The 15,528-nt window shown below is 74.5% G+C and carries 15 protein-coding genes; 11 read left to right on the top strand and 4 right to left on the bottom strand.

From position 1 onward, the window contains the following. Positions 1 to 3 precede the first annotated feature (3 nt). The 5 genes from Sfr03f_RS26675 (at position 4) to Sfr03f_RS26655 (ending at position 6,754) form a co-directional block, all read left to right on the top strand. On the top strand, positions 4 to 819 hold the full coding sequence (locus Sfr03f_RS26675; protein WP_108956903.1) for an STM4013/SEN3800 family hydrolase: 816 nt from the start codon (positions 4 to 6) through the stop codon (positions 817 to 819). Next, on the top strand, positions 816 to 2,198 hold the full coding sequence (locus Sfr03f_RS26670) for an STM4012 family radical SAM protein (RefSeq protein WP_108956733.1): 1,383 nt from the start codon (positions 816 to 818) through the stop codon (positions 2,196 to 2,198). Before Sfr03f_RS26675 ends, Sfr03f_RS26670 begins: the two co-directional genes overlap by 4 nt. A gap of 7 nt (positions 2,199 to 2,205) precedes the next feature. Continuing rightward, positions 2,206 to 3,096, top strand: coding sequence for an STM4011 family radical SAM protein (locus Sfr03f_RS26665; protein WP_108956732.1), 891 nt, complete (start codon positions 2,206 to 2,208; stop codon positions 3,094 to 3,096). Positions 3,097 to 3,269: 173 nt separating this feature from the next. Next, a complete protein-coding gene (locus tag Sfr03f_RS26660) occupies positions 3,270 to 4,787 on the top strand; it encodes a peptidoglycan-binding protein (RefSeq protein WP_108956902.1) in 1,518 nt (505 codons plus the stop codon). 239 nt (positions 4,788 to 5,026) lie between these two features. After that, entirely contained in the window at positions 5,027 to 6,754 is a 1,728-nt protein-coding gene (locus Sfr03f_RS26655; RefSeq protein WP_245967774.1) for a GAF domain-containing sensor histidine kinase, read from the top strand. Between the two features lie 67 nt (positions 6,755 to 6,821). Here the strand turns inward: Sfr03f_RS26655 and Sfr03f_RS26650 are convergent, their stop codons facing one another. Then, on the bottom strand, positions 6,822 to 7,577 hold the full coding sequence (locus Sfr03f_RS26650; protein WP_159105742.1) for an alpha/beta fold hydrolase: 756 nt from the start codon (positions 7,575 to 7,577) through the stop codon (positions 6,822 to 6,824). A gap of 87 nt (positions 7,578 to 7,664) precedes the next feature. Between Sfr03f_RS26650 and Sfr03f_RS26645 the strand changes: the two genes are divergently transcribed. Beyond that, entirely contained in the window at positions 7,665 to 8,183 is a 519-nt protein-coding gene (locus Sfr03f_RS26645; protein WP_108956901.1) for a MarR family winged helix-turn-helix transcriptional regulator, read from the top strand. A 168-nt stretch (positions 8,184 to 8,351) separates the two neighbouring features. After that, positions 8,352 to 9,389 (top strand): tetratricopeptide repeat protein, encoded by a 1,038-nt coding sequence (locus Sfr03f_RS26640; RefSeq protein WP_108956729.1) that lies wholly within the window; start codon positions 8,352 to 8,354, stop codon positions 9,387 to 9,389. A gap of 96 nt (positions 9,390 to 9,485) precedes the next feature. On the opposite strand, the gene Sfr03f_RS26635 is transcribed toward Sfr03f_RS26640, so the two are convergent. Beyond that, positions 9,486 to 10,157, bottom strand: a complete 672-nt coding sequence (locus Sfr03f_RS26635; RefSeq protein WP_108956728.1) for a lytic polysaccharide monooxygenase auxiliary activity family 9 protein — start codon at positions 10,155 to 10,157, stop codon at positions 9,486 to 9,488. Between the two features lie 137 nt (positions 10,158 to 10,294). After that, complete coding sequence (locus tag Sfr03f_RS26630; protein ID WP_108956900.1) at positions 10,295 to 11,185, bottom strand: GNAT family N-acetyltransferase; 891 nt, start codon at positions 11,183 to 11,185, stop codon at positions 10,295 to 10,297. A 198-nt stretch (positions 11,186 to 11,383) separates the two neighbouring features. Here Sfr03f_RS26630 and Sfr03f_RS26625 point away from each other — a divergent pair, with 198 nt between their 5' ends. The 4 genes from Sfr03f_RS26625 to Sfr03f_RS26610 all read left to right on the top strand — a co-directional run bounded on the left by Sfr03f_RS26625 (position 11,384) and on the right by Sfr03f_RS26610 (position 14,033). Next, complete coding sequence (locus Sfr03f_RS26625; RefSeq protein ID WP_108956727.1) at positions 11,384 to 12,016, top strand: helix-turn-helix transcriptional regulator; 633 nt, start codon at positions 11,384 to 11,386, stop codon at positions 12,014 to 12,016. A gap of 39 nt (positions 12,017 to 12,055) precedes the next feature. Further along, positions 12,056 to 12,601, top strand: a complete 546-nt coding sequence (locus Sfr03f_RS26620) for a DUF3291 domain-containing protein (protein WP_108956726.1) — start codon at positions 12,056 to 12,058, stop codon at positions 12,599 to 12,601. Between the two features lie 123 nt (positions 12,602 to 12,724). Next, on the top strand, positions 12,725 to 13,072 hold the full coding sequence (locus tag Sfr03f_RS26615; RefSeq protein ID WP_108956899.1) for a deoxyxylulose-5-phosphate synthase: 348 nt from the start codon (positions 12,725 to 12,727) through the stop codon (positions 13,070 to 13,072). 205 nt (positions 13,073 to 13,277) lie between these two features. Next, positions 13,278 to 14,033 (top strand): 3-keto-5-aminohexanoate cleavage protein, encoded by a 756-nt coding sequence (locus tag Sfr03f_RS26610; RefSeq protein ID WP_108956725.1) that lies wholly within the window; start codon positions 13,278 to 13,280, stop codon positions 14,031 to 14,033. A 260-nt stretch (positions 14,034 to 14,293) separates the two neighbouring features. Here the strand turns inward: Sfr03f_RS26610 and Sfr03f_RS26605 are convergent, their stop codons facing one another. Next, entirely contained in the window at positions 14,294 to 15,481 is a 1,188-nt protein-coding gene (locus tag Sfr03f_RS26605) for a serpin family protein (protein WP_108956898.1), read from the bottom strand. Between the last annotated feature and the right edge of the window lie 47 nt (positions 15,482 to 15,528).

The following is a 15,528-nucleotide window of genomic DNA, read 5'->3' as shown; positions in this document are numbered from 1 at the left end:
GACATGAACGAGATCGTCGGCAGCCACGACCTGCTGATGGTCACCCTGGACACCCTCCGGTACGACGTGGCCGTCGAACTGGCCGAGGCCGGGCGCATCCCCCACCTCGCCCGCCACCTGCCCGGCGGGCGGTGGGAGGAGCGGCACGCGCCGGGCAGCTTCACCTACGCCTCCCACCAGGCGATGTTCGCCGGTTTCCTCCCCACGCCGGCCCGCCCCGGCCCCCACCCGCGGCTGTTCGCCGCCCGGTTCGCCGGCAGCGAGACCACGGCCTCGCGCACCTTCGTGTACGACACCCCCGACCTGGTCTCCGGGCTGGCCCGCGCCGGGTACCACACGGTCTGCGTCGGCGGGGTCGGCTTCTTCAACAAGCAGGGCCCGCTGGGCTCCGTGCTGCCGGGGCTCTTCGCGGAGTCGCACTGGGAGCCGGAGTTCGGCGTGCCCTCGCCCACCTCCTTCGAGGCCCAGGTCGCCCGCGCCGAGGAGGTGGTGGCCCGGCTCCCGCGCGAGCGGCGGCTGTTCCTCTTCCTCAACGTCGCGGCCCTCCACCAGCCCAACTGGTTCCACCTGCCCGGGGCCACCCGGGAGGACGGGGACACCCGGGCCAGCCACGCGGCGGCGCTGGAGTACGTGGACCGCCACATCGGCCGCCTCTTCGACGCCCTGCGCAGCCGCCGCCGCTGCTTCGCGATCGTCTGCTCCGACCACGGGACCGCCTACGGGGACGACGGCTGGACGGGTCACCGTCTCGGCCACCCCGTCGTGTGGACCGTCCCCTACGCCCACTTCTTCTTGGACCACGACGAGGCAACACGATGAACGCCCCCGCCACCGCCCCTGCCGTCACCCCTGCCGCCGACGAGGCGCCCGCGGGCCCGCGCCCGTACAGCCAGTACGTGTACGCCTACCCCCACAAGACGGCCTACCGGCGCCTGGACCCCCGGCCCGCGCTGCGCGACCTGTGGGCCGGCGAGCCCAAGGACGCGCTCTCGCTCTACCTGCACATCCCGTTCTGCGAGGTCCGCTGCGGCTTCTGCAACCTGTTCACCCGGATCGGCGCGCCCGAAGGACTGACCGGCGCCTACCTGGACGCCCTGGACCGGCAGGCCACCGCCGTGCGCGAGGCCCTGGGCGACGAGCCGGTGCGGTTCGCCACCGCCGCGTTCGGCGGCGGCACCCCCACCTTCCTGACCGCCGCCGAGCTGGAGCGGCTGTGCGACATCGCCGAGCGGCGCACGGGCGCGGACCTGCGTGCCGTCCCGCTCTCCGTGGAGGCCTCCCCGGCGACCGCCACCGCCGACCGGCTCGCCGTCCTCGCCGAGCGCGGCGCCACCCGGCTGAGCCTGGGCGTGCAGAGCTTCGTCGACTCCGAGGCGCGCGCCGCCGTCCGCCCGCAGCGCCGGGCCGACGTGGAGGCCGCGCTCGGGCGGATCCGGGAGGCCCGGATACCCGTCCTGAACATCGACCTGATCTACGGCATCGACGGCCAGACCGAGCGGACCTGGCGCGAGTCGCTGGACGCGGCGCTCGCCTGGCACCCGGAGGAGATCTACCTCTACCCGCTCTACGTCCGCCCGCTGACCGGCCTCGGGCGGCTCGGCGCCGACGCGGATGCCGCCTGGGACCGGCAGCGCCTCGCGCTCTACCGCCTGGGCCGCGACCACCTGCGCGAACGCGGCTACGAGCAGCGGTCCATGCGCATGTTCCGCCGCGCCGACGCCCCCGCGACCGGCGACGAGGACTACGCCTGCCAGACCGACGGCATGATCGGGCTGGGCTGCGGGGCCCGCTCCTACACCCGGGCACTGCACTACTCGTTCGACTACGCCGTGGACATGCGGGAGATCCGCGCCATCGTCGACGACTGGACCACGCGCCCCGCCGAGGACTTCGGGTACGCGGAGTACGGCCGGGCGATCGACGCCGACGAGGCCCGGCGCCGTCATCTGCTCCAGTCGATGCTGCAGGCCGACGGCATGGACCGGGCCGACTACCGCGCGCGGTTCGGGGCGGGACCGGAGGAACACTTCCCCGGGGAACTGGCCCGCTTCGCCGCCCGCGGCTGGCTGGACGCGTCCGCCCCCGCAGCCGGGCTGCTGCGGCTCTCCGAGGAGGGCCTGGCCCACTCGGACGCGCTCGGCCCCGAGCTGTTCTCGCCGGCGGTCCGCGCCGCCATGGCCGCCTACGACCTGAAGTGAGCGGACGATGGATCTGACGCTGCTGTACCGCGGGCCGCTCGCCTCCTGCGACTACGACTGCCCCTACTGTCCCTTCGCCAAGCGGCGCGACACCCCCGGGCAGCTGCGCGCCGACCGGGCGGCCCTGGAACGCTTCACCGACTGGGCGGCCGCCCGGACCGAGGACGGGCTCTCGGTCCTGTTCACCCCGTGGGGCGAAGGCCTGGTGCGCTCCTGGTACCGGCGCGCCGTGGTCCGGCTGTCCCGGCTGCCGCACGTGCGCCGCGTCGCCGTCCAGACCAACCTCAGCTGCCGCACGGACTGGCTGTCCGAGGCCGACCCCGACACCGTCGCCCTGTGGTGCACCTACCACCCGGGCCAGACGCCCTACGACCGCTTCCTCGCCAAGACCCACGACCTGGCCGCGCGCGGGGTGCGGTTCAGCGTGGGCGTGGTGGGCCTTCCGGAGCACCTGGAGCACGCCCGGCGGCTCCGCGCCGATCTGCCCGCACGGGTGTACCTGTGGGTGAACGCGGCCGAGGGGCACACCTACACGGACGAGGAGGCCGCCCCGTGGACGGCGCTGGATCCGCTGTTCCCGTACAGCCGGCATCCGCACCGCAGCGCGGGCCTGCCCTGCCGGACGGGGGAGTCGGTGGTCTCGGTGGACGGCGACGGAACGGTCCGCCGCTGCCACTTCGTCCGTGCGGAACTGGGCAACCTGTACGACGATTCGTTCCGTACGGCTCTGCGCCCCCGCGCCTGTCCGCTCGCGTCCTGCGACTGTCACATCGGCTACGTCCACCTCGAGACGCTGCCGTTGTACGACGTCTTCGCGGGCGGGGTCCTGGAGCGGATCCCCGCCGACGTCCCGTCAGCAGACCTGCCGGTGCTCCTCGACGCACCGAGGCGCTCTTGACGCGTGCATGACGTATCGGCTGGAGTGGGGGCGCCCTCATGACACGGCCGCCCCCGCGGCCGCTCCGGCGACCTGGAGGAACCTTGAGCACACGAACGGCGCTCCGCACGCGCACGGCCCGTTTCAGACGTACCGCGGTGCCCGCCCTGGGCGCGGTGCTGGCGGCCGCCCTGATGGTGACGAGCGCCCCCGCCGGCGTCGCGGCCCCGGCCCCGGAGCGGGGGGCCGCCGTCGGGGCGGAGGCCGGGCCGGTGGCGCGCGCCTTCGCCCGGTCCGCCGCCGAATACGGGGTCCCCCGCGACCTGCTGGTGGCCGTCGCCTACGGCGAGAGCCGCCTGAACAGCCACGACGGCGAGCCCAGCCAGGCCAACGGCTACGGCGTGATGCACCTGGTCAGCAACCCCGACCACCGCACCCTCGAGCAGGCGGCCGGCCTCACCGGCCTGTCCCGGGAGCGGCTGCGCGAGGACACCGCCGCGAACATCCGCGGCGCCGCCGCCGTCCTGCGGGCCCTCGCCGACGAGCGGGGCCTCGGCGCCGCGGACCGCCGGGACGCGGGCGCCTGGTACGAGACGGTGGCCGCCTACGGCGGCGCGAAGGACGACCGCGCCGCCCGGCTCTACGCGGACGCGGTGTACGACTTCCTCGGCCAGGGGCTGACCGCCCGCACCGAGACCGGCGAGACGGTGACGGTCGCCCCCCGGGCGGTCGAACCCGACCGGGGGAAACTGGAGCGCTCGACGACCGGCGAGTTCGGTATCCAGAGCACCGACTACGCGCCCGCCCTGTGGGTGCCCGCCGACGCCTCCAACTACACGGTGGGACGCAGCTCCGCCATCACCCACGTGGTCGTCCACGTCACCCAGGGGTCGTACGCGGGGTCCATCAGCTGGTTCCAGAACCCGTCCTCCGACGTGAGCGCGCACTACACGATCCGCTCCTCGGACGGCCAGGTCACCCAGTCGGTCCGTGAGAAGGACACCGCCTGGCACGCCCGGTCCGGCAACCCCTACAGCGTGGGCATCGAGCACGAGGGGTACGTCAGCGAGCCCAAGTGGTTCACCGACGCCATGTACCGCTCGTCGGCCGCCCTCACCCGGCACCTCGCCGACCGGTACGCCATCCCCAAGGACCGGACGCACATCGTCGGCCACGTCGAGGTGCCGGGCAACGACCACACCGACCCCGGGCCCTACTGGGACTGGACCTACTACATGCAGCTGGTCGGCGGCACCACCACCGGCGGCCAGGTCCAGCTCAGCTTCCCCGCCTACACCTCGATCAGCGCCGGCTCCACCGGCGACCTGGTCCGTGCCGCCCAGCACCTGCTCAACCAGCAGGGCCACAACGCCGGCACGGTCGACGGCATCTTCGGCTCCGGGACCACCTCCGCCGTGAAGTCCTTCCAGACCGCCAAGGGCCTCACCTCCGACGGCGTCGTGGGCGCCCGCACCTGGACGGCGCTGCTCTCCGCGGGGACCAAGCCGGTCCTCCAGCAGGGCAGCTCGGGCGCCGACGTACAGCGCCTGCAGCGCGCGCTGACCGCGGCGCTCGGCCGGACCGTGAGCGCCGACGGCTCCTTCGGCTCGGGCACGGCGACGGCGGTCCGCGACTACCAGACGAGCCGCGGCCTGACCGTCGACGGGATCGTGGGCTCCGGCACCTGGGGAGCCCTCCAGGCCGGTCGCTGACGGTCCGCGCCACCGACGGCCCGCCCGGTCCCGTCAGGGAACCCGTCCCCGTTGCGGGCCACCCGGCTGCCGTCACCCGGCTGCCGTCACCGTTTCCGTCCCCCGTTTCCGTCACCCCCGCGCGCGTGCCTCGCGGGGGTGACGGTCCTTCCGGCCCCCAACCCCCCAACTGCCGTGCCGTCACGTAATCTTCACCGTCGCGGACCGTTGTCGGAGAACAGTGTGGAGGGGGCCGACCGGTGGCTGAGGAATCCCCGGGGCCGCGGGTGCGGCTGCCGCAGCTGAGGCTGGACGAACTGCTGGGCGAGGTGCAGGCCCGGCTGGACGCCGCCCGGGGCACCCGCGACCGCGTGCACAGCCTCCTGGAGGCCGTCCTGGCGGTGGGCCGTGAGCTCGACCTGCAGCAGGCGCTGCACGGCATCGTCGAGGCTGCGGCCGTGCTGGTCGACGCGCGGTACGCCGCGCTCGGCGTGATCGGCCCGGACGGGCGGCGCCTGTCGGCCTTCCACACCATCGGCGTGAGCGACGAGCAGATAGCCGAGATCGGCCCCTTCCCGGAGGGGCACGGCATCCTCGGCGAGCTGATCCGGCATCCGGAGCCGCTGCGGCTCACCAAGCTCTCCGAACACCCCGCCTCGTACAGCTTCCCGCCCCACCATCCGCCGATGAACAGCTTCCTGGGCGTGCCGATCCGGGTGCGCGAGCAGGTCTTCGGCAACCTGTACCTGACCGAGAAGCGGGGCGGGGCACAGTTCGACGAGGACGACGAGTCGGTGCTGTCCACGCTGGCGGTGGCCGCAGGCGTCGCCATCGACAACGCCCGCCTGTACGAGGAGTCGCGGCTGCGCGAGCGCTGGCTGCGGGCCAACGCGGAGATCACCCACAGCCTGATGTCCGGCACCGGCCGTTCCGACGTGCTCGGCCTGATGGCGGAGCGGGCCCGGGAGATCACCGGCGCCGCCCGCGCCGTGGTCGCGGTGCCCCTCGACGACGGCGTGTCCCTGCGGGTGGAACTGGCCACCGGCGAGGGCGCGGACGAGCTCGGCGGGCTGGTCCTGAAGGTGGGGGAGAGCCTGCTGGGCCGCTCCTACTCGACGGCCGCCCCGGCCTTCTGGGCGGACCTCCCGGCGGACGGCGGCGGACTGCCGGACGACGTCTCGCTGCTGCCCGGCCGGGGGCCGGCCGTCGCCGTGCCCATCGGGGACGGCGGGCAGGGCGTCCGCGGCGTCGTGCTGCTGGCCCGTCAGGCGGGCGGGTCGGCCTTCACCGGTGAGGAGACCGAGCAGCTGCAGGCCTTCGCGGCGCAGGCGGCCATCGCCATGGAGCTCGCCGAACGCCGCCGCGACGCGGAGCAGATGGCGGTGCTCCAGGACCGTGACCGCATCGCCCGCGACCTGCACGACCTGGCGATCCAGCGGCTCTTCGCCACCGGCATGACGCTGCAGAGCGCGGGGCGGTTCATCGAGCACCCGGTCGCGGCGGACCGGGTGATGCGGGCGGTCGACGACCTCGACCAGACCATCAAGATCATCCGTTCCACCATCTTCGGGCTGCGCGCCCGGGTCGGCGAGGGCGCCGCCGGCCTGCGCTCGCGCCTGGTGGGCGTCGCGGGCGAGGCCGCGCCCGTCCTCGGCTTCGCGCCGGGCGTGCGCATGGAGGGACTGGTGGACACGGTCGTCCCCGCCGGGACGGCCGACGACCTGGTGGCGGTGCTCTCCGAGGCCCTGACCAACGTCGCCCGCCACGCCCACGCGGACCGGGTCGACGTGATCGTCGAGACCGACGGCCGCACGGTGCGGCTCACGGTGACCGACAACGGAGTGGGCCTCACGCCGGGCGGACGGCGCAGCGGCCTGCGGAACATGTCCGAACGCGCCGAACAGCGGGGCGGCGCGCTGCGGCTCGCCGTGCCGCCGGACGGCGGCACGGCGCTGACCTGGGAGGTACCACTCCCGGCCGAGGGCTGAGGGCCGGCCGGGGCGGCGGCCCTCCGACGGGGGGCGTGAGGAGCCTCCCGACGCGGGCCCGAGGGCGTCAGAGAGTGTCGAGGAAGGCCAGCAGCGCCTTGTTGTAGGCCCGCGGGTTCTCCAGGTTGGGCAGGTGCATCGCCCCGGGGAGGCGGACGCTCTCGCCCCGCTCGACCGCTCCGGTCACCGCGGCCGTCGCGGCGAGGAAGCCCGGGGCGTCGTGCTCGCCGTCCAGCGCCAGTACGGGGACCTTCGCCAGCTCCCCGAGGCGTGCGGCGACGTCGGGGACCGTCACCAGCAGGTTGGGCTCGTCCGGCGTGTGCTTGGCCATGGTGCCCGCCAGCGCCTTCCGGAGCAGTTCCACCGCCTCGGGGTCGTGGTGGTGCATCGAGGAGAGCGGCCAGTCGGGCGGGAAGGCCGGCATCGGCGGCGGCTCGTTCGGATCGTGACCCGGCGGGAGCGGCACGACCCCTCCGCCGGAGATCACCAGGGCCCGTACCAGGGGCGGGTGTTCCAGCGCGGTCTCCACGGCGACGCCCGCACCCATGGACACCCCCACCACCACGGCCGGCCCGGCGTCCAGGTGACGGATCAACGCGGCCACGTCGTCGGCCACGCGGAAGGGGCGGCTCGCGTTGGCGGAGCGGCCGTGCCCGCGCAGGTCCGTCGCCACCACGTGGAAGCGCTCGGCCAGTTCGGGGATCTGCCACCGCCAGACGGTGTGGTCGGCGAAGCCGGAGTGCAGGAGGACGACCAACGGGCCGTCCCCGGGGCCTGCTTCGGTGTAGGCGAGCGGACCGTCGTCACTGAGGAAGGTCTTCATGACAACTAAGGTGTCATTGTTTGGCGCAGTTGACAACCGAGGTGTCATGATGGGGGTGTGGATGACACGAACGAGGAGCGGCAGCCGATGACGTCCGGCCCCATGGACCCCGACGCCCGGGCCCGACGGCTGACCGAGGTCTTCGACCTGGTCGGCCCGCTGTACCACAAGGTCTTCCGCAAGGTGGAGCAGGAGACGCCGGTCGACGGGGTGAGCGTCGGCGTGCGCGCCGTCCTCGACCTCCTGGACCGGCACGGCCCGCTGACCGTCCCCCGGATGAGCCGCGCGCAGGCGCTCAGCCGCCAGTTCGTGCAGCGCATGGTCAACGACGCCGTCGCCCGCGGCTTCGCGGAGAGCCGGCCCAACCCCGCCCACCGGCGCTCCCCGCTGATCGCCCTCACCCCCGCCGGGGCGCGGGCGGTGGCCGCCGTCACCGCCCACGAGCGCACCCTGCTGCGTCAGGTCGACGGCGACCTCACCCACGAGGACGTGGACGCCTGCCTGAAGGTCCTGGGCCGCATGCTGGACCTGTTCGCCGACGTGGACATGGACGGCTCCGTCCCGCTCGCCCCGCCGCGCGGGCGGACCGAGGGAGACCGGCCCTGACCTGGCGTGTGCTGCGTCAACTCCGCAGGCAGGCAGAGTCCTTGACCGGATGCCCGCTTGTGGATCTTCGACCGGGGCGATCTACTGAGACGCTGCGGCCGCGGGGGCCGCACCAGCACGGGGACACCGGCCGCCGGACCGGTCCCAGGGGCGGGAGGAACCCACGACATGCTCTCCACCGACATCACCGGGGCGCTCGACGCCATGCCCCCGCACGCCTCGTCGGAGTACCACGCGCGGGCCGGCGCCCTCTGCGACCGGCTGACCGAGGAGGAGATGACGGCACTCGAGGCGCTGATCACGGACCCCGGCGACCGCAAGCGCGGCTTCGACGCGCTGTACGTCCTGCTCGCCCGGCACCGCAGGGCGCTGGACTCCGACCGCTTCCGCCGCCTCTACGAGCGCTACGCGGGTCACTTCGACGACATGCCGATGCGGGCCGTGCTCGACTCCGACATGGCCATGCTGCACCCCGGCGGCCCTGACCTGCCGAGCTCGGTCGAGTTCGCCTCCCGGGCGCTGGACGCCTACCCCAACAACCAGCCCCTGGTGGCCCACCACGCCCGCACGCTGGCGGAACTGGGCTGGTCCGGAGCCGAGGTCCCGGAGGCGGACCTGACCCAGGCGCTGGCCCGGGTGGAACGCTCGATCGAGGCGGACCCGGAGCGGGCGAGGTTCCGCGCGGTCAAGGGCCAGCTGTGCGCCCTGCTGGGCCGGTACGAGGAGGCCGAGGCCGCGATCCAGCGGGCCATGGAGCTCGAGGACTCCAGCCTGAACGGCTACGCGATCCGGGTCATCGAGTACCAGCGGCTGCGCGCCGACGTCCGCCTGCGCGCGGAGACCGGCCGCATCCGGCAGTCCCTGCACGAGACGACGCGGCGGCTGGAGCAGGAGATGGACCGGCGGCTCACCACGGTGGCCGAGGCCATCCGGCGGCGCGAGGAGGGCGAACTCGCCAAGCTCCGCTCGGAGTCGCTGGGAACCCTGGGCCTGCTCGCCGCGGTGATCGCGTTCATCGTCACCAGCGTCCAGGTCGCCGACAAGATGCCGCTCTCCGACGCCCTGCGCCTGCTGGCCGGCATCGCCGGTGTGCTGACGCTGGTCTTCACCGTCTTCGCCGGCGTCTACGCGGCCGTCCGCTCCTGGTGGCTGGCCGCGCCGGTGCTGCTGGGCGGCGCGCTCTTCGCCTACGCCAGCTTCGGCTGACGAGCCGCGGCGTGCCGCGGCGTGCGATGGCGTGCCGTGGCGTGCCGCTCCCCGCCGGGCGGAACCACCCGGCGGGGCGTCGGTGATCCGTTCCGGTCAGCGGAAGTTGACGTCGCTGCACAGGAAGTAGGTCTGGTCCATGTGCGAGGCCTGCCAGATGGTGTAGATCACGGCCCGGCCGCTGCGTCCGGAGATGCTCAGCGGGACGTTGTAGTCCGAGCCGGGGGCGTAACGGCTGGTACGGGTGACCAACTGAAGGTCGTTCCAGGTCAGCGGCTGGGTGACCGGGTTGAAGCCCTGCCGGGTGACGTAGACGAGGATGTAGTCCGCGCCGTGCCGGGCCTGGTCGTGCAGCCGGAGGGTGAAGCTGGAACCGACGTCGGTGGCCTTCCAGTTGCCCACCGCGTCCATGGCGTTGTAGCGGCCGTTCTCGGTCCGGCCTCCGCTGCACTGCTGGCCGTTGGGGATGACCGCCTGGAAGTTGCCGGCGGAACCGTTGCGGTAAAGGCCGTTCCAGTTCCACATGGCGTTGGTGTCGGCCTGCCAGGCCTGCCAGCACATCGGGTCCTGCTGCTGCATCGCCGGGTTCTGGAAGTCGCTGCCCCAGCGCAGCCAACAGCCGTAGTTGCGGGTCGCCGGGTCGACCACCGAGCCGTGGGCGTAGGCGGTGCCGCTCGTCGGGACCAGCGTGAACAGCGCGGCGGTGACCAGGGAGAGGACCAGGAGCGGGCCGCGGCGTAATCGGCCGGCGAGTTCGGAACGGGTCATGGGTGTCCTCCTCGGACGGAGTGGGGGCGGATGCGGGGGAGGGAGCGGGAGCGCTCCCACACCAAGGTTGCGTACATGCCAACACAGTGACAACGTTGTATTGCGTCACTTCCGGCCCGCCCGACGGGCTCGCCGCCTCAGAGGTCGAGCTGGTACTCCAGGGCCTTGTGCGTCGGGACGTAACCGAGCGCGTCGTTGATCCGCCGCATGTGCGTGTTGCTGTCCGCCGTGTCGGTGACCAGGCCGGTGAGCCCGGGGTGGTCGCGGCGCGCGAGGCGGATCGACTCGGCCTTCATCCACCGGCCGAGGCCGTGACCCCGGTGCTCCGGGAGCACGCCGGTGCCGTAGTGCTGTCCGTCGCCCTCGCCGTCGCCCGGCACCACGAGTTCGGTGAAGCCGGCGATCGACCCGTCCGACGCGTCGACGGCGGCCACCGTGGTCAGCAGGTCGCCGCGGTCGGCGACGGCCTGCGCGGCGGCCAGCACCCGCTCCACGTCCCAGGTCACGACGCCGTGGTCGGTGTCGTCCATCGGCATGTCGTCCATCGCCCGGCGTGAGCGGGCGAAGCTCGCGGCCAGGTCGCCGGGGACGGCGCCGTGCCACGAGGTGAGGCGGTAGCCCGGGTGCGGTCGTTCCGCCGCCGCCTCGATCTCCCGCAGCGCATCGCCGTCGAGCCCGTCCAGCGCCAGCCGGGCGTAGGTCAGCGTGAGCACCTTCCGGAAACCGCTCGCGGCGAGGAAGTGGTCGCCGGGCGTCCCCGCGTCGGCCGACGCGATCACCGAGCGGCGGCCCCGCTCGCGGGCGGCGGTCACCGCCTCCTCCAGCAGCCGCGCCCCGACGCCGCGGCGGCGCTCCGCCGGGTGCACGTTCACCCGCAACTCGGCGAGGTGGTCCTGACCCTCCCTGGTGAAGACGCGGAGGTACGCGGAGCCGAGCGGGTTCCCCTCGCCGTCCTCGGCCAGCCAGGCGAGACGGTGGCCGGAGGGGGTGCGAGCGGGGTCGGCCAGGGCGGTGACGCGGAGGGGCAAGGTGGCTCCGGGGGAGTGGCGGTGCGGACGGACGGCACAGTGGACCACGCCGTCCGCGGCCGCGCCGCCGAATTTCCCGGGAGGAGCGGGCGGACGAGGCGCTTCGGGTTCCCGTCGACGACGCCGTGGTCGGGCACGTCCGAGGACCGGTCGGATCCGTCCTCTTTCGCTTACATGCGTTGGTCATAGACTCGGCGGATGACTGCTGAGGATTCCGCCTTCGCCGTGCTGGGTGTGCTGGGAGACCCGGTGCGCCGACGGCTCTATCGACATGTCGCCTCGACCCCGGGTGAGGTGGGGCGTGACGCCGCCGCGGAGGCGGTGGGGGTGTCGCGGTCGCTGGCCGCGCATCACCTGGACAAGCTGGTCGAGGCCGGGCTGCTGGAGGTGTCGTTCCGGCGGCTGTCCGGGCGGGCCGGGCCGGGGGCGGGGCGGCCGGCGAAGCTGTACCGGAGGGCGGAGGGCGAGCACGCGGTGTCGGTGCCGCCCCGCTCCTACGACGCGGCGGGGCGGATGCTCGCCGAGGTGGTGGAGAAGGCGGGCCTCGACCGGGAGTTGCAGGCCGCGGCGAGGGCAGCGGGTGCGGCGGACCCGGAGGCCGCCGCCGGGCGGCTCGAGGAGGTGCTGGAGGCCCGCGGTTATCAGCCGTTCCGGGACGGAGGGACGCTGCGGCTGCGCAACTGCCCCTTCCACGCGCTGGCGGACGAGTTCCCCGCCCTGGTCTGCGGGATGAACCTGGCACTGCTGGAGGGCATGGCGGACGAGGAGTGGACGGCGGCCATGGACCCCTGTCCAGGCGGGTGTTGCGTGTCCCTCTCTAAAAACAATTGAGGTTGACGTTAGAGGGCGGGGTGGGCCAGGCTGTGCTCCATGACGACCTTTCACCTCGCGCAGGTCAACGTCGGACGCATCGTCGGCCCGCTGGACGGTCCTGAACTGAGCGATTTCGTGGCCGAGCTGCCGAGGATCAACGCGCTCGCCGACCGCAGCCCGGGGTTCGTGTGGCGCCTCGTCGACGCAGGGGGCGAGGACTCCACCGGCCTCCGGCCCGAGGAGGGCGACGACCTGCTGATCATCAACTGCTCGGTGTGGGAGTCGGTGGAGGCGCTGCGGAACTTCACCTACCACTCCGACCACCTGCGGGTGCTGAGCCGCCGCCGCGAGTGGTTCCGGCGGATGCGCGAGGCGCACCAGGCGCTCTGGTGGGTGCCCGCGGGACACCGTCCCGGCACCGCCGAGGCGATGGAGCGGGTCGCGATGGTGCGTGAGCACGGACCCACCCCGTCGGCGTTCACCTTCCGCGAGACGTTCCCGCCCCCGAACCCGGCTCCGAACCCCACCCGGGTTTCCGCGCCGGCTCCCGGCCCGGCTCCGGTTCCCGACCCGGCCCCGGTGACCCAGGCGGGCAGGGCGTAGGCCCTGGGCGCCGGCCGTCGCCCGCGGTCGGGCCGGAGCTGGGCACGCCGGCACCTCCGCCGTCGCGGGGAGGGGCACGAAATGCCGTCGTATCCGCGGGCTGCCGCCGCTACCGTGACGGCCATGGGGATCGCCAGGACGTCGTACGTGTGCCTGCCGTGCCGCGCCTCGTGGAAGCAGGAGTTCCGCACGGGCGGTGAGGCCGGCAGGGCGCGGGTCTGTCCGCGGTGCGCGGGTCCGCTGACCCACGTGGGGTCGGTCTTCGCGGCGCCCGCGCGGCGGGACGACGAGGGCTGGCGGGTGCTGACGGTGCTGCTGAACGCGGGCATCCGCTTCCACGCGAGCTGCTGCACCGGCTGCGGCGAGGGCTACCGTCCGCGCACCATGCGGGAGGTGAGGGAGCGGCTCGCGCACGCCGGGCGCACCGGGATGCCCGTCGCCAGGGCCCTGGTGCTGCCGGAGGTGCCGTGAGCCACGCCCTGTCCGGCGGGGGAGGCGAGCTGCCGGCGCCCTGCGGACAGCGGTGCGTTCCCCCGGGGTGAACCGGAGGGCCGCTTCGGTCCGGACCCGGTGCCGTGCGGCCCGGCGGTGGCGGCTGCGCGGGTGACGCGATGGTGCGCGGCCGCCGGCGAGGGCCAGGCCCCAGCGCCCCGGCGCGGGCTGCGAGGATGGGGTCATGCTGCAGGTCTGCCTCAACGGTGCGCGAAGCCGGGACGAGTGTCCTCATCTGCCCGTCACCCCAGCCGAGTTGGCGACCGCGGCCCGGCAGGCCGTCGACGCGGGCGCCGTCGACGTCCACCTGCACCCCAAGGACCGTCACGGCCAGGACACCCTGGACGGCTCCGCCGTCGCGGCCGCTGTGAGCGCGGTGCGGGCCGCCGTCCCGGGCGTGCCCGTCGGGGTCACCACCGGCGCCTGGGCCACCACGGACCCGCGGGCCCGTGCCGCGCAGGTCAGGGCCTGGACCGTCCTGCCCGACCACGCCTCCGTCAACTGGCACGAGGACGGCGCGGTCGACGTCGCCGCCGCGCTGCTGGACCGGGGCGTCGGCGTGGAGGCCGGCGTCTGGTCCGGCACTCCGGCGGCACGGCGGTTCCTCGTCTGGCCCGAAGCCCACCGGGTGCTGCGCGTCCTGGCCGAGATCACCGAGACCACGCCGCAGGACGCGGTGCGCGCCGCGGCCGGCCTGCTGGACGCACTCGCGCCGGCCGCCGCGCCGATCCTGCTGCACGGTGAGGACGCCGCCGCATGGCCGCTCCTGCGACTCGCGGCCACCCGCGGCCTGGACACCCGGATCGGCCTGGAGGACGCCCTTCTCCTCCCCGACGGCAGCCCCGCCCCGGACAACGCCGCCCTCGTCCGGGCGGCGCGCGACGTCTACGCAGCGGCAGGGTCCAGGCGGCCTCACGGGCCGGCCGACCCCTCCCGGTGAAGGGCCGGACCTGATGCCTCCACGCGGGCGGGGCGGCACCGGTCGACGGACCGGACGGGCGGTCGCGCCTGACGGGCTCACGCGGGCGCGGCTGTTCGCGTCGACGCACCGGACGGGAAGCCGCGCCTGACGGGTCCATGCGGGCGCGACGGCTCGCGCGTGGGCCCACCGGACGGGTCGTGGCCGGGATGGATGGGCGTCGGCGCACCCGACAGGTCATGGCCGGACACGCGTCGCGGGAGGCCCTGGGCGGCCTGGCGTCACCCGGCCGGCTCGCTCACCCATCCCGCCGCCAGGACGAGCCCGCTCCGGCGATGGACGGCGAGGAAACCGAAGGGCCGGTCGAAGCGGACCCGCACCTCGGTGACGCGGTACCGCGTGCTCGGGGCCGCACCGCCCGCCGCCATGGCGAAGGCCGTCACCGCCGAGGCCCGGAAACCGTGCTCGCCGAAGGCCGCGGTGGCCGTCTGGGCGGCCGCGCCCAGCGCCAGGGGCTGACCGCTCACGCCCGGCAGGTGCCCCTGCCCGGCGTCGAGGAAGGCGGTCAGGCCGAAGAGCCGGGGGTGCCGCGTCAGGTCGTGGTCGCCCGTGACGGCGAACGGCACGGTCGTGACCTCCAGGGTGGGCGGAGCCGCCCAGGTGCGCAGGGCCCGGCGCACCTCGATGCCCGGGCCGGGCTCGCCGAAGGGCAGCTCGCCGCCCCGGACGACGGGGCGGCGGCGCTCCAGCACGTCCAGCCCGCACCCGAGCATCCTCCCGGGCCGCGCCGGCTCCTCGCCCAGGAGCAGGCGCACGTCGACGCCCGCACGGCCCATGACGGTCAGTCCGGTCACGGCGCCGTGCGGGGTGTCCGCGAGATCGAGCCGGTCGGGCACCGCGCCCGAGCGGTACAGCGCGGGGAACGCCCGGTCCCGCCACGGGCCGGAGCCGGGGACCAGGTCGCCGGCCGGCAGGAACGGCCGGTGCCACTCGGTGGCCACCGTGAGGGCCGTGGCGAGGACCATCTCGGTGTCCTCGTGGACGGGCACCGGTACCCGGCCGATCTCGCCGCCGGTGCGGCCGGCCGCCCACGCGTCCAGGGCGGCCGAGTCGGCCCGCGGGTCGCCGGTGAGCACCCCGTGCGTGCCGGGTGCGAGCCGGTCCAGCCACGCGGACCTGATCTCGAGCGTGCGGCGAGTCCACAGCCCGAGGGCGAGCCGCAGGGCCGGTTCGGCCTCCAGCGCCGCCAGCAGCTCGCGCGCCGCGCCCGCCGCCTCGCCGGCGTCGAGCCCCACCGCGCCGGCCAGTTCCTCCCGGGCGCGGCCTCCGGCGCCGTCGGCGAGGAAGGCGAGCAGCGGCCAGACGCCCACCGCGGAGAACGCCGTGCCGGCCCGGTCCGCCGAGGCCTCCCCGGCCCAACGCGCCGTCAGCCGGTTGACCGCCCGTACCGTTCGCCCGTCGATCCGCATCCCGCCGCCCCCGTACGTGCCGCCGTGTGGCCGCGTGTGTGGCGGCA

Origin of the sequence: Streptomyces fragilis (genome assembly GCF_003112515.1) — a bacterium.
GTDB lineage: Bacteria > Actinomycetota > Actinomycetes > Streptomycetales > Streptomycetaceae > Streptomyces > Streptomyces fragilis.
Note: the sequence above shows the minus strand (reverse complement) of the source record. Positions and strands in the feature narration are given on the sequence as shown.

Bases quoted from the DNA above. Each gene is read 5' to 3' on its own strand.
- Sfr03f_RS26675 (WP_108956903.1), top strand. From the start codon at position 4: ATGAACGAGATCGTCGGCAGCCACGACCTGCTGATGGTCACCCTGGAC.
- Sfr03f_RS26670 (WP_108956733.1), top strand. From the start codon at position 816: ATGAACGCCCCCGCCACCGCCCCTGCCGTCACCCCTGCCGCCGACGAG.
- Sfr03f_RS26665 (WP_108956732.1), top strand. From the start codon at position 2,206: ATGGATCTGACGCTGCTGTACCGCGGGCCGCTCGCCTCCTGCGACTAC.
- Sfr03f_RS26660 (WP_108956902.1), top strand. From the start codon at position 3,270: ATGGTGACGAGCGCCCCCGCCGGCGTCGCGGCCCCGGCCCCGGAGCGG.
- Sfr03f_RS26650 (WP_159105742.1), bottom strand. From the start codon at position 7,577: ATGAAGACCTTCCTCAGTGACGACGGTCCGCTCGCCTACACCGAAGCA.
- Sfr03f_RS26645 (WP_108956901.1), top strand. From the start codon at position 7,665: ATGACGTCCGGCCCCATGGACCCCGACGCCCGGGCCCGACGGCTGACC.
- Sfr03f_RS26640 (WP_108956729.1), top strand. From the start codon at position 8,352: ATGCTCTCCACCGACATCACCGGGGCGCTCGACGCCATGCCCCCGCAC.
- Sfr03f_RS26635 (WP_108956728.1), bottom strand. From the start codon at position 10,157: ATGACCCGTTCCGAACTCGCCGGCCGATTACGCCGCGGCCCGCTCCTG.
- Sfr03f_RS26625 (WP_108956727.1), top strand. From the start codon at position 11,384: ATGACTGCTGAGGATTCCGCCTTCGCCGTGCTGGGTGTGCTGGGAGAC.
- Sfr03f_RS26620 (WP_108956726.1), top strand. From the start codon at position 12,056: ATGACGACCTTTCACCTCGCGCAGGTCAACGTCGGACGCATCGTCGGC.
- Sfr03f_RS26615 (WP_108956899.1), top strand. From the start codon at position 12,725: ATGGGGATCGCCAGGACGTCGTACGTGTGCCTGCCGTGCCGCGCCTCG.
- Sfr03f_RS26610 (WP_108956725.1), top strand. From the start codon at position 13,278: ATGCTGCAGGTCTGCCTCAACGGTGCGCGAAGCCGGGACGAGTGTCCT.
- Sfr03f_RS26605 (WP_108956898.1), bottom strand. From the start codon at position 15,481: ATGCGGATCGACGGGCGAACGGTACGGGCGGTCAACCGGCTGACGGCG.